The organism is Corallococcus sp. AB032C (assembly GCF_003668935.1).
Taxonomy (GTDB): domain Bacteria; phylum Myxococcota; class Myxococcia; order Myxococcales; family Myxococcaceae; genus Corallococcus; species Corallococcus exiguus.
In genome coordinates, this window is the sequence record NZ_RAWP01000021.1 from 47,537 (window position 1) to 59,577 (window position 12,041).

12 protein-coding genes are annotated in these 12,041 nt (G+C 68.3%); 5 read left to right on the forward strand and 7 right to left on the reverse strand.

Annotation, left to right across the window (positions count from 1 at the left end):
• The first annotated feature begins 13 nt into the window (after positions 1-13).
• Positions 14-373 (forward strand): VOC family protein, encoded by a 360-nt coding sequence (locus D7X99_RS12120; RefSeq protein ID WP_121777927.1) that lies wholly within the window; start codon positions 14-16, stop codon positions 371-373.
• Between the two features lie 63 nt (positions 374-436).
• Positions 437-832, forward strand: a complete 396-nt coding sequence (locus D7X99_RS12125; RefSeq protein WP_121777928.1) for an SRPBCC family protein — start codon at positions 437-439, stop codon at positions 830-832.
• Between the two features lie 30 nt (positions 833-862).
• Here the strand turns inward: D7X99_RS12125 and D7X99_RS12130 are convergent, their stop codons facing one another.
• The 5 genes from D7X99_RS12130 to D7X99_RS12150 all read right to left on the reverse strand — a co-directional run bounded on the left by D7X99_RS12130 (position 863) and on the right by D7X99_RS12150 (position 4,960).
• Entirely contained in the window at positions 863-2,542 is a 1,680-nt protein-coding gene (locus D7X99_RS12130; RefSeq protein WP_121777929.1) for a hypothetical protein, read from the reverse strand.
• Between the two features lie 37 nt (positions 2,543-2,579).
• The gene (locus D7X99_RS12135; protein ID WP_121777930.1) at positions 2,580-3,425 is read right to left on the reverse strand and encodes an alpha/beta fold hydrolase; all 846 of its coding nucleotides are present in this window, start codon (positions 3,423-3,425) and stop codon (positions 2,580-2,582) included.
• Positions 3,422-4,030: a TetR/AcrR family transcriptional regulator gene (locus D7X99_RS12140; RefSeq protein WP_158626990.1), complete on the reverse strand. Its 609-nt coding sequence runs from the start codon at positions 4,028-4,030 to the stop codon at positions 3,422-3,424. Before D7X99_RS12140 ends, D7X99_RS12135 begins: the two co-directional genes overlap by 4 nt.
• A gap of 67 nt (positions 4,031-4,097) precedes the next feature.
• A complete protein-coding gene (locus tag D7X99_RS12145) occupies positions 4,098-4,481 on the reverse strand; it encodes a hypothetical protein (protein ID WP_121777932.1) in 384 nt (127 codons plus the stop codon).
• Between the two features lie 59 nt (positions 4,482-4,540).
• On the reverse strand, positions 4,541-4,960 hold the full coding sequence (locus D7X99_RS12150; RefSeq protein ID WP_147476134.1) for a MarR family transcriptional regulator: 420 nt from the start codon (positions 4,958-4,960) through the stop codon (positions 4,541-4,543).
• Between the two features lie 149 nt (positions 4,961-5,109).
• Here D7X99_RS12150 and D7X99_RS12155 point away from each other — a divergent pair, with 149 nt between their 5' ends.
• On the forward strand, positions 5,110-7,104 hold the full coding sequence (locus D7X99_RS12155) for a S8 family serine peptidase (RefSeq protein WP_121777934.1): 1,995 nt from the start codon (positions 5,110-5,112) through the stop codon (positions 7,102-7,104).
• A gap of 94 nt (positions 7,105-7,198) precedes the next feature.
• Positions 7,199-7,615, forward strand: coding sequence for an EamA family transporter (locus D7X99_RS12160; protein WP_120575235.1), 417 nt, complete (start codon positions 7,199-7,201; stop codon positions 7,613-7,615).
• Positions 7,616-7,624: 9 nt separating this feature from the next.
• Here D7X99_RS12160 and D7X99_RS12165 read toward each other — a convergent pair whose 3' ends face one another.
• Both D7X99_RS12165 and D7X99_RS12170 read right to left on the reverse strand, forming a co-directional pair.
• Entirely contained in the window at positions 7,625-9,058 is a 1,434-nt protein-coding gene (locus D7X99_RS12165) for an HTTM domain-containing protein (RefSeq protein WP_121777935.1), read from the reverse strand.
• Positions 9,051-10,277 (reverse strand): imelysin family protein, encoded by a 1,227-nt coding sequence (locus tag D7X99_RS12170; protein ID WP_121777936.1) that lies wholly within the window; start codon positions 10,275-10,277, stop codon positions 9,051-9,053. Before D7X99_RS12170 ends, D7X99_RS12165 begins: the two co-directional genes overlap by 8 nt.
• Before the next feature lie 224 nt (positions 10,278-10,501).
• Between D7X99_RS12170 and D7X99_RS12175 the strand changes: the two genes are divergently transcribed.
• Positions 10,502-12,040, forward strand: a complete 1,539-nt coding sequence (locus D7X99_RS12175; RefSeq protein ID WP_121777937.1) for a hypothetical protein — start codon at positions 10,502-10,504, stop codon at positions 12,038-12,040.
• Position 12,041: the final 1 nt, after the last annotated feature.

The window sequence follows — 12,041 nt, forward strand, 5'->3', positions numbered from 1 at the left end:
TCAGGAGGCATTCGTGTTCGACCACATCGGTCTGCGTGTGAAGGATCTCCCCCGGAGCATCCAGTTCTACCAAGCGGTGCTCGTCCCCCTGGGCTACGTGCTCTGCCACCAGGACGCGACGAGCGCGGGCTTCGGCCCCAAGGGTCAGCCAGCGCTGTGGCTCTATCCCGCGAGCGACGCCCGGAGCACCGGACATGTCGCCTTCCGGGCCAGCGAGCGCGGCGCCGTGGACCGGTTCCACGCAGCGGGCATCTCAGCGGGAGGGAGCGACCATGGCGCGCCGGGCATTCGCGCGGACTACGCGGACAACTACTACGCCGCGTTCCTCCTCGACCCGGATGGGAACAACGTCGAGGCCGTTTGCCTCACGTAGAAGCCACCAGCCGCATGCACACGCATTCAACCCTGGCGCCAACACAACACGAGCACACACACCATGGCTTCAATTCGCAAGGACATCACGACGAGCGCCACGCCCGAGTGGGTATGGGATGCAATCCGCGACATTGGCGCGCTTCACACGCGACTGGTTCCTGGCTTCGTTGTCGACACACGTCTTGAGCCAGGAGGCCGCGTGGTCACCTTCGGCAACGGGATGGTGGTCAGGGAGCCCATCGTGACGGTCGATGACGAGGGACGGCGTCTCGTCTGGGGCGCGGAAGGCGGACCGATGACCCACTACAACGGAGCGGTCCAGGTCCACGCGGAGGGCACGGGGAGCCGGGTCGTCTGGACCGCCGATTTCCTTCCTCACGAGGCGAGCGCCATCGTCGGACCGATGATCGACGAAGGCCTGGCCGCGATGAAGAAGGCACTGGACGGAGGCGCGTAGAACAGCCGCCCGGCAGGTCCGGCTCCCGAGTCAGACGATGTCGAGCCCGTACTGCGCCGCCGTCAGGTACTGGAGCATGACGAAGTAGACACTGGAGGAGGCCTTGTGCCCCGAGGCCCCCTGGTAGGACTTGATCATCTCGTTGCGCAGGGCCCGCAGCTGCGTCTTGTTCTGTGAGCGGTTGTCCGTGAAGGGATTGCTCAACTCCGCCACCAGGCCACACGCATCAGCGAAAGCGTCGAACGAGGCTCCATCCGTGTCGTCCACGACCTCGTAGTCGCCCTTCTTCTTCCCGCTGCCCTTGACCACGTCCGCCCAGAGCTGCGCGCGCACCCGCGCCCGCGACTCCGAGACACTGGTGACGAGCGCGAACTTCAGATGCTCCGCGAGCGCATCCGCGGCCCAATCCCCTCCAGGCCGCACCGAAGCACCCCACGTGCCGGTGGGGTTGAAGGAGAACGTGGGCCAGAAGCCCGGATCCGCGGGCAGGCCCATCCTGCTCTCCTTCCGGATGAGCCCGACGAGCCCCCTGCGCACCTCCTCGGGCTCATGCGCGTCCGGGAAGGCCAGCGTGCAATCCTTCAGGGGAATCTCCTCGCCCAGGTGGACCGGTGACGTGAGCGGATGCGTGAACACGCCCACGACCGAGTTCACGGCCGTCACCCCGGAGGTCTTCACCTTCTTGCTGTTGTGCACGGCGTCGTACGGCGAGAAGTGGTGGAACACCTGCGCGGGCCCACCGATGTGCAGCTCCAGCTTCTCCTTCGACGACTCCCCCAGCACGACGGGCGGCGCGGAGATGGCGTAGCAGCAGACGCTCACCCGGCTCTTGATCTTCGCGTAGACCTTCTCCAGGAGCTCGCCGCCCGCCAGGTCCAGATACGCGCACTGCGCGAGCGCGCCTCCCAGGCTGTGGCCGGTGAAGATGATCTCCCGGGGAACACGGCCGTGCATTGCCTCCAGGCAGGCCGCCGCCAGGGACTCCTGACAGCTCTCGTAGGCGTACCAGAAGCCAGCGGACAGCTTCGCGTTGCTGAACCGGCCGACCTTCGCCTCCTTCAGGTGATTCATGTCGGTGACCCAGTCCGGGCTCCCCGCGCTGCTGACCAGCGCCTGCCCCAGCGCGCGTCCGCCGCTCCCGCTCCGGCTGCCACGAAAGACCACCGTCAGCCGCTCAAGGTCGGGGTCGTAGATGGCGGCGCCCATCCAGCTGGCCCAGCCGGCCTTCGGGTGCGTCTGCGTCATCCCCGTCTTGCCCTGGAAGTAGCAGCACCGCTTCGTACCGGTCGCTCCGGAGTGCTCCAGGCCCAGCAGCGTCCTCTCCCCGAAGATGTCGGGGACCTTGATGGTGATGTCCTCCCCTTCCAGGTCCACGCCCTTGGAGAAGGAGATGGAGCGGTCCAGGTCCCGCGGTTGGAACAGGATGTACGGAGCGTCTCCCGTGCCGCCCCGGTACACGACCCCGTTCTGGGGGTTCGGAGGAGTCTTCAGGTCGTATTCGATGGGGTCGAACTTGTGGCTGTCCGCTTCGCTGCCGAGCAGCCTGTGCACCTGCGCCAGGACCCGGTCCCTCGCGCCCTGCCACATCCCGGCCCCGTGGGACTCGTAGAACGGATCCATCGGGTAGACACAGCCCTGGGCGTACGCCTTGTAGGCGAAGCGGCAGTACTCCAGCATGTCCAGGGCCGTCTGGGCATTGGGATGAGGCATGGGGGCACTCCTGGGGAGCAGCAGCGAACGTCGAGAATCAAACGGGCGCTGGCGACAAGGAGTCAATGGAGCGGGGCTGACCCACACGGGCCAGTTGCTCCATGAGCGCGGCACCCACCGCGTCAGGCGCTTCGAGTTGCGGGAAGTGGCCCACGTCCTCCAGCTCCAGCACCCGTACTCCGGGCACGGCCTGCTTCCACCGCGACAGGTGCTCGGGCTTCACGAGCTTGTCCGCCTTGCCCCAGACGACCAGCGCCGGAATGTCCGCGAGCCGGCCCAGGCCCTGCCCCTGTTCGTCCATCCAAGGGCCTTCGTGGGAGATGGAGCGCGCGAAGCCCCAGGTGCCCATCCGGGACGCCCGGTCCGGGAACTGTGACAGGAAGGACTGGTGCAACTCCCGCGTCAGCTTCGTGCGGCGGCCCCAGGACATCTTCACCAGCATCCGCGCGGAGAAGTTCCAGGACAGGTAGAGCCACCGCATCAGCGCGTTGTCGACATTGGGGCCCTTCAGGTCCCACAACCAGCTCTGCACCACGGTGAGGCTCAGCACCCGCTCCGGCGCAGCGATGGCGAGCGGCAACGCGATGGGCCCCCCGAAGTCATGCACCACCAGGTGGAACGGTCCCAGCGACATCTGGTCGAACCACGCGCGCAGGTTCTCCACGTGCCAGGGCAGTGAATACGTGCGCCAGTCCCCGGGCCTATCGCTGTCACCGAAGCCCAGGTGCTCAGGCGCGAGCACGCGGTACGACGGCGAGAGACGCCGGGCCACGTCCCTCCACTCACGCGAGGACGACGGCGTCCCGTGCACCAACACCACCGGCGTGCCCTGCCCTTCCTCATGCCACGCCATCTCACCGCCGGGGACCTTCAGCCGCTTCATGGGGTGTCTGCCTTTCGCTTGCGGGAGGGAGTCGCGGGCCACCTTCGGGCCGCGGCACGAATCACCTCGGCGACGGGGTAGCCGCCGTCGTGCTGCAAGTACTGTTGGGAAATGCCCTCCACCATGGCGAAGAGCACCCGCGCTTCAATGTCAGACTCGGGCACCGCGCGCGCCGCCAACGCCTGCGACAACCGCTGGTGCGTGGCACCCAGGAAGTGCTCCAGCGGCAGCTTCAGCCGCGCCAGCACCTCCGGCTGGTGACGCAGGCCATGGCTCAGCCGCCAGAGGTCCCGGTGCGCGTCCATCATCTCCACGGCGGACGTGAGCAGGACCGTGACGAAACCCCGCGCGGAGGGTTCGCGGTCCGCGGCCTCCAGCGTGTGCGCGACATCCAGCATCGACGACTGCATCAGCGCCGCGAGCACCGCCTCCTTCGATTCGAAGTGCGAATAGAGCAGCCCCACGGCGATGTCCGCCTCCTGCGCGAGCCCGCGGACACTGCTCCCGTCGAAGCCGTGCCGGGAGAAGAGCCGCACCGCGGCCTGGAGCACGCGCTCCCGCGTCTTCTCCCGGAGGACTGCATTGGCGTCAGCCGTACGAGGCATGCCCCGCATCATTGAGTGAACGTTCGCTCAATGTAAAGGACTTCAGGCGGGCACTCCGCCCCGCCCCCTACAGCAGGGGTCGCAGGTCCGGCTCGACGAACCGGGTCCTCGCCTCGGCTCCGAGGAGGACCTCGCGGGTGTAGTAGTCCTCGAGGAGGTCCTTGCGCAGGAACCGTGGGTTGTCATTGATGAACGCGGCGAAGTCGCGCCCTGGCTCCGCCGCCGCCCGCGCACTGACGAGCCGGACCCACGCGACCGTCATGGTCTCGTGGTACTTCTCCGGGACTCCAAGCCGCCCCGTCAGCGCCCTCAGGCCCGCGCGGGTGAGCTCGACGGCCGCATCACGCCCCGCCCTGAGCGTGTAGAGGTAGACCACTCGCACATGGTCGAGATGGGCGAATCCGCTCAGCTCCCCCCGTGAGAATCCTTCGAGCAACACGTCGTCATCCATGGCCCTGCCTCCTTCATCTACTACGAAAATGTACTACACTTTCGTAGTAGGCGAAAGATTCAGGTGAGGCCAGAGAGCTGCTTCATCAGCGCGGTGTGTCCCCGGACGGCGTCACGGCCTGCTTCCGCGAGCTTCGCGTCGACCTTCGCGAAAGCGGCCTCCGCCGCCTCGCACTGAACAGCTCCGGAGTCGGTGATCGCGACCAGCAGGGAGCGTCCGTCCTCGGGGTTGCGGGAGCGCCGCACGTAGCCGTGCTTCTCCAACCGCGACACCAGGCTGGTCGCCGTGGACGCGCCAATGTGCAGCACGGACATGACACCGGTCATCGTCATGGCGCCAGACGCCAGCACGGACAGCAGGACCGCTTCACCGGCGCTGAGACCGGTGGCCTCCAGCTCGGCCTCCAAGAGCCTGGCCGCCTTGTGTCCGCCCACCAGGAGCCCCGCGGTCAATCCCACCATCGACTTCGATGCAGCCACCGTTCATCCACCTCCGTCCGGCTGACAGTGTGTCAGCTTGTGCTCCCATGCGGGGCACCACGGGATTGACCGTTTATTCACGAAAATATAATTTCTCTGCTTGTGCGAGGGCATCCGTCCCGGTGCCCGCACGTTCCCTGAGAGGCCGAATGAAACTGAAACTGACCCAGGCGGTGAGCGCCATCTCCCTTCTGGCCGCGGCGTGCGGCCCGATGCCGGAGGGCCCGGAGTCCGACAGCGAGCAGATCGGCCAGACGGCGCAGATGATCCGCCGCGAGCGGGCCATCCCCAACGAGTACATCGTGGTCCTGCGCGACTCGACGCAGGAGGTCCGGCAGCAGGGAGCGTCGAACATCGCCCGGGAGCTGGTGTCCCTCACCAGCGGCCGGGTGCTGCGGACCTATGAGCACTCCATCCACGGCTTCCTGGCGAACATGAGCGAGGCCGAGGCCCGCCGCCTCCTGTCCGACCCGCGCGTGGCGTACGTGCAGGAGAACGGCCTCATCCACGTGTCCGCGACGCAGACCGGCGCGACCTGGGGCATCGACCGCATCGACCAGCGGGACCTGCCGCGCAACAGCTCCTACACGTACAACGTCGACGGCACCGGCGTGCACGCGTACGTCATCGACACCGGCATCCGGCAGACCCACACCGAGTTCACCGGCCGCATCGGCAACGGCTACGACTTCATCGACAACGACAGCGACCCGTCTGACTGCCATGGCCACGGCACGCACGTGTCGGGCACGGTGGGCGGCACGACCTGGGGCGTGGCGAAGAAGGTCACCCTCCACGGCGTGCGCGTGCTGGACTGCACGGGCTACGGCAACGACGCGCAGGTCATCGGCGGTATCGACTGGGTGGCGGCCAACCACGTCAAGCCGGCGGTCGCCAACATGAGCCTGGGCGATGTCGGCATCCAGGCCATCGATGATGCGACGGAGCGGTTGATCGCCGCGGGCGTCACGACGGTGGTCGCCGCCGGCAACGACAGCGACAACGCCTGCAACTACTCGCCGGCCCGCGCGCCCAACGCCATCACCGTGGGCTCCACCACCAGCACGGATGCCCGCTCGTCGTTCTCCAACTACGGGACGTGCGTGGACATCTTCGCGCCGGGCTCGAGCATCACCTCGGCGTCCAACTCCGGCAACTCGTCCAGCACGTCCATGAGCGGCACGTCCATGGCGTCGCCGCACGTGGCCGGCGCCGCGGCGCTCTACCTGAGCGCCAACCCCACCGCGACGCCCGCGCAGGTGCGCGACGCGCTGGTGAACAACTCCACGCCGAACAAGGTCACCAGCCCGGGGACCGGCTCGCCCAACAAGCTGCTGTACACGCTCTTCATCACCGGCGGCGGCGGCAGCGACACCACCCCGCCCACCACGTCCATCACCTCGCCCGCGGGCGGCGCCACGCTGAGCGGCACCGCGAGCCTGAGCGCCAGCGCCACCGACAACGTGGGCGTGTCTCGCGTGGAGTTCTTCGCGGGCACCACGCTGCTGGGCACGGCGACGGCCTCGCCGTACAGCTTCTCGTGGAACACGGCGACGGTGGCCAACGGCACCTACGCGCTGACCACGAAGGCCTATGACGCGGCGAACAACGTGGGCACGTCCGCCACCGTGTCCGTGACGGTGAACAACGGCACGGGCAGCTGCTCCATCACCGAGCAGCTCCTCGCCAACGCGGGCTTCGAGAGCGGCAACACGGGTTGGACGACGTCGTCCGGCGTCATCGACGGCACCACGTCCGGCAGCGCGCCGCGCACGGGCACGTACAAGGCCTACCTGAACGGCTACGGCAGCACGCGTACCGAGTTCGCCTACCAGGACGTCACCATCCCCGCCACGGCGTGCAGCGCCACGTTCACCTTCTGGGCGCGCATCACCACGGCGGAGACGACCACCACCACGGCCTACGACAAGCTGGCCGTCCAGGTCCGCAACAGCGCGGGCACGGTGCTGGCGACGCTGGCCACGTACAGCAACCTGGACAAGGGCACGGCCTACGTTCAGCGGACGTTCAGCCTGGACGCGTACAAGGGCCAGACCGTCCGCATCTACTTCAACGGCACGGAGGACTCGTCGCTGCAGACGAGCTTCTTCATCGACGACACGGCCCTGACCGTCGTCCGGTAGTCCGCCAACGGGAAGTCGATGTCCAGAGGCCCAGCAACCCCACCGGGTTGCTGGGCTTCTCTTTTCGGTGTCCGTCGTCCCTGGAGTCACGCACATGACGTGGTGGATCTACGCTCTGGCTTCCGCGGGTTTCGCCGCGCTGACCGCCATTCTTGGGAAGGTGGGTGTGGAGGGCGTGCCTTCCACACTCGCCACCGCCCTGCGCACCGTGGTGGTGCTCGTCTTCGCCTGGACCATCGCGCTGGCCCGGGGAGAAGGCGCCGCCCTTCCCACCCTCAGCCGCCGCACGCTCCTCTTCCTCGCGCTCTCCGGCGTGGCCACGGGCCTGTCCTGGCTGGCCTACTTCCGGGCGCTCCAGCTCGCTCCCGCCTCGCGGGTGGCGCCCATCGACAAGCTCAGCCTGGCCCTCACGCTCGTCCTGGCGTGGGGCCTGCTGGGCGAGCCCATGTCGTGGAAGCTCGTCGTGGGCGTGGGGCTGATGGTCTGCGGCGCGCTGCTGACGCTGGGCTGACGGCCAGCGTCAGGCACCGGGGGCGCCGCGCCGCGAGGGGCGCAGGTGCACCGGGGGCCCTTCCGGCGCGGGGAGGATCCACGCCTTGGGTCCCAGGCTGTCCTCCTCCTTCGCCAGGTCCACGTGCGGATCCACCAGCGGCTCCGACATCCGGCCGTTCAAGGACACCCGCACGTCGGCCCGGACCTCCATGGGGTGGTGCGTGTTCGCCTCGAAGTCCCGGGCAATCCAGTGGGCCAGCTGCAGGATGAGGTCCGGCTGTACCGCCATCTCCCGCTCCTGCAACCGCGTGAGGTACTGGCTGGGCGGAACGTGCCACTCCCGGCCGGTGACGCTGTCACGCACCAGGAACGTCGCGCTCCCGTTCTTCTCCCGCGTCATCACCCGCCACGAGAAGCGCATCCCCTGTTCGTGCCAGAGCACGTTGCCGCCATACGCGTGCGTGCGCAGCGGCAGCGCCACCTGGAGGACCGCGTAGGTCAACGCCGCTCCCAGCGCCAGGCGGCCCTTCCAACCCGGCACCACCAGGGTCGCGCCTTCGCCCACCCCGGAAGGACGCACGGCCGAAGGAAGGCGCCGCACCCGGGCCGCGAGCACGCGCGGCCACGACGGGTCGAAGAACACCAGCGCCGCCGTCACCATGATGAAAGGGAACATCCCGATGGGGAACAGCGCGAACGTCACCGCGTGGAAGCCCAGCACCACGACGTACGCGAACGGCCGCGTGCGGCGCCACATGAGGAACAGCACGATGGTGGTGTCGAACAGCATCCCGCCCCAGGCCGCCGCGTACGCCATCCAGCGCTGCTCCAGGAGCGGCCCCACCCACGGCAGCCCCGTGCGGGCGGCCAGCCAGATGTTGAGCGGCTGCGCGTGCACCAGCCAGTCCGTGGTGACCTTCGCCAGCCCCGCGAACACGTAGACGACGGACACCTGGAAGCGCAGCAGCACCGTGCACCACGCCGGCAGCCAGTCCCTCCGCAGCGCCGGCTTGCGCCACGCGTCCACGGAGAAGGCCCGGTGCGCGGGCACGAAGCACATCAGCCCCAGCAGCAGGCTCACCAGGTAGTAGTGGTTGAGGTAGTTCGTCACGTCGAGCAACTGCACGTAGGCGAACACCCCGAACAGCAGCACCACCGTCACCCGGTAGAACAACCCCACCATCAACAGCGCGCCCAGCACGCCCATCGCCATGAAGAGCGCGGGCATCCAGTCACCCGGGAGGACCGGCACCCAGCCGAACCCCCAATAGGTGAAGCGGAAGCGGGGCTGCGCGAACAACACGCCCACCCAGCCGTAGGCCAGGAAGCGCACTGCCGATACGGTGATGAGCAGCCCCAGCGCCACCCGGAACGCCGCCAGCGCGGCGATGTCCCGGGGCGCCAGCAGCCACGCCCACACCCGTGCCAGCGGCCTGCTCCCGCCGCCAGCCACGTCAGTCATTGTCTCCCTCGAGGCCCGCGGGCGGCTCCAGGTCCAGCGTGGTGATGAAGTCCGTCTTGAGCGTGTCCGTGATGCCCTTGAAGTCGTTGTAGACCGTCATCACCGACGGCTTGTCCTGCACCAGCGCCTGAGCGAGGTCTGCTTCTTCCACCGCGACCAGCGCCGCGTCGGCCTCCACCACCTCCTGGCGGATCCGCGTGGCCACGCCTTCCGCGCCCACCGCCGCCAGCACGTCGTCGAAGCCCGGGCCCGTGAAGTCCGGGCCGCAGCCGTCCATGAGGCGGCGGAAGCCCACCAGGTTCTGACGCAGGTTCTGCTTCGAGCGACCCGCGAACTGCGACTCCAGCAGCTCCGGGCAGATGGACGACGAGCAGTCGCGCAGCGCCAGCGGCCGCGCCAGCTTCTGGTCCTTGCCCTCGCGCTCCACGTAGAAGAGCGCGTCGCTCATCGCGTTGAGCGCCACCTGCGTCGAGGGGAACACCGCGTTGCCGGAGCCCGCCGTCGCCAGCGTCTTCAGGAAGTTGCCCCCTTCCGGCGCCCACGCGGTCACCAGCGCCTGCGCGTGCTTGTGCACGTCCGCCGCCACCACCGCCGCGTAGGCCCGCTTGCGCGCCGCCCGGTCGTCCGCGGACAGCGCCGCCCACGTCCCCTGCGCCACGATGACGGAGTTGGGCCCACACGCCGTCTCCGCGCCCTCGTAGAAGAGCAGGTACTCCAGCGCCAGGAACCCGCGCCGCGTCACCAGGCTGGAGGAGAAGCTGGCCGACTCGTAGCCCTTGGACACGAGCTGCTCCTCGATGGAGCACCGGTTGTAGAGCGGGAACGAGTGGATGTTGTCGCGGATCTCCACGCCGCCCGGGCTGCTGCGCGGCGCCGCGGGCCCCACCTGCATGGGCTCCATCACCTGCCAGACGTCCATCGCCTCGTGGAACGCCGTGCGCGCCGCCGTCTGCGCCGCCGCGTCCGGCGCATCCCTCAGCGCCGCCGTCGCGGTCTGGAGCGCCGTGGCCTTGGGCAGGAACTCCCGCGCCGTCCCCAGGATGCACTCGCCCGCGGCGCTCAACAGCTGCGCGCGCACGTCCGTGCCGCCGTCCCCGGGGCCTGGATCCACCGGCTTGGGCTTGTTGTCGCTACACGACACGCACAGCACCGCGGTGAATGCCAGGGCCCTCACTCCCAGCCAGGAGGGCGCATCAGGACGGGCTTTGAAGACAGTCATGGGATCCGCAAGTATCAAACCCAAGTTGCGAATGACAATTATTATCGAAACCGGGATGTCGTCTTGACTTCGAGTGACTCGCAGTCTACTCACCGCCCCGAAACGCGTCTGAAAATGAGAATCGTTCTCAGGTTCACCACTATAAATGAGAAGTCTCTCATCTATGGCCGACCAAAATGAGAATCACTCTCATATTTCACTCATCCCCTACCCGAGGGTCGAAAATGACTAATCAGAGGAAGCGCCGGAGCATCACGAAGCTGCTGCCCAGCATGCTGGTCCTGGGCCTGACCGCGACCTACCTGGGTGGGTGCGGTGAGGACGACGTAGAGCCCACCCCGACGCCGGACGCGGGCACCAACACGGACGCGGGCACCAACACGGACGCGGGCACCAACACGGACGCGGGCACGAACACCGACGCGGGCACCGGCACGGACGCCGGCACGGTCACGCCGGACACGGACCTGGCGTTCGTGCGGCTGAACACCAACGGCTCGGTGGACACCAGCTACGCCACCAGCGGCATCTCGCGCGTGAGCCTGGGCACGGGCGCCGGCACGGTGCGCGACGCCATGTGGAGCGTCAGCCGCGACGCGCAGGACCGGCTGGTGGTGTTCGCCACCAAGAAGGCGGAAGGCTCGCGCACGGACACCGACCGAGTGGTCGCCCGCATCACCACCAACGGCGCGCTGGACGAGACCTTCAACGCGACCCCCACGCCGACGAAGGAGCGAAAGGGCTTCTACGCGCTGGACATCGGCGGTCTGGGTGACTCCGCCCGCCACGGCCTGGTGCAGGCGGACGGGAAGATCATGTCCGCCGGCTACCTGTCGCAGCCCTCGGGCGTGGGCGCGCAGTCCGCCAACCGCATCGTGCTGATGCGCCTGAACGACACGGGCACGGTGGACAACACCTTCGGCTCCAAGGGCGTGCTGAACTCGGCGCCGTTCGCCACGAACGACCCGACCAAGGAGTGGGGCATCTCCGAGGCCTACGCCGCGGTGCAGCTGTCCACGGGCGACTACATCACCACCGGCTACGGCCGCGCGGCGGGCGTGTCCGGCAACACGGTGGACCTCATCTCGTTCCGCTACACCGCGACGGGCGCGCTGGACACCACGTTCGGCGTGAACGGCGCGTTCATCCTGGACCTGGCCGGCGACAACGACCGCGGCCGTGACGCGGTGGCCCTGAAGGACGACCGCGTGTTCATGGTGGGCAGCGCGACCCGGGGCCCCGCCCAGATCGATGCCCTGGCGGTGGTGCTGACGGCGAACGGCCAGCCGGCCACGGTGGACGGCTTCACCGAGGGCTTCAAGCTCTACCCCTTCGACCGCCCGGACGAGGCCTTCTTCGACGTGGAGAAGAAGGACGTGGGCAACGAGGAGTACGTGGCCGCCGCGGGCTACCGCGCCGGTGGCGGAGAGGACGACGACGCCATCCTGCTCATCCGCAACATGACGACGGGCGCGGAGTTCGCGGGCGCGGTGCCCTTCTCCGAGACGGAGAACGACCGCTTCTGGGGCGTGACGTTCGGCCCTGACAACAAGGTGTACGCGGCGGGCTTCGTCACCGAGGGCGGTGACAACCGCTTCGCCGTCGCGCGCTTCAACCTGGATGGCACGCGCGACACCACCTTCGGCACGGGTGGCATCGTCACGGTGAACGTCATCGCCGGCAAGCTGGACGAGGCCGCTCGCGCCATCGCCGTGCAGGCCGACGGGAAGATCGTCATCGCGGGCGCCGCCGAGGCGCAGTAGT

Bases quoted from the DNA above. Each gene is read 5' to 3' on its own strand.
- D7X99_RS12155 (WP_121777934.1), top strand. From the start codon at position 5,110: ATGAAACTGAAACTGACCCAGGCGGTGAGCGCCATCTCCCTTCTGGCC.
- D7X99_RS12160 (WP_120575235.1), top strand. From the start codon at position 7,199: ATGACGTGGTGGATCTACGCTCTGGCTTCCGCGGGTTTCGCCGCGCTG.
- D7X99_RS12125 (WP_121777928.1), top strand. From the start codon at position 437: ATGGCTTCAATTCGCAAGGACATCACGACGAGCGCCACGCCCGAGTGG.
- D7X99_RS12175 (WP_121777937.1), top strand. From the start codon at position 10,502: ATGACTAATCAGAGGAAGCGCCGGAGCATCACGAAGCTGCTGCCCAGC.
- D7X99_RS12135 (WP_121777930.1), bottom strand. From the start codon at position 3,425: ATGAAGCGGCTGAAGGTCCCCGGCGGTGAGATGGCGTGGCATGAGGAA.
- D7X99_RS12140 (WP_158626990.1), bottom strand. From the start codon at position 4,030: ATGCCTCGTACGGCTGACGCCAATGCAGTCCTCCGGGAGAAGACGCGG.
- D7X99_RS12130 (WP_121777929.1), bottom strand. From the start codon at position 2,542: ATGCCTCATCCCAATGCCCAGACGGCCCTGGACATGCTGGAGTACTGC.
- D7X99_RS12145 (WP_121777932.1), bottom strand. From the start codon at position 4,481: ATGGATGACGACGTGTTGCTCGAAGGATTCTCACGGGGGGAGCTGAGC.
- D7X99_RS12165 (WP_121777935.1), bottom strand. From the start codon at position 9,058: ATGACTGACGTGGCTGGCGGCGGGAGCAGGCCGCTGGCACGGGTGTGG.
- D7X99_RS12170 (WP_121777936.1), bottom strand. From the start codon at position 10,277: ATGACTGTCTTCAAAGCCCGTCCTGATGCGCCCTCCTGGCTGGGAGTG.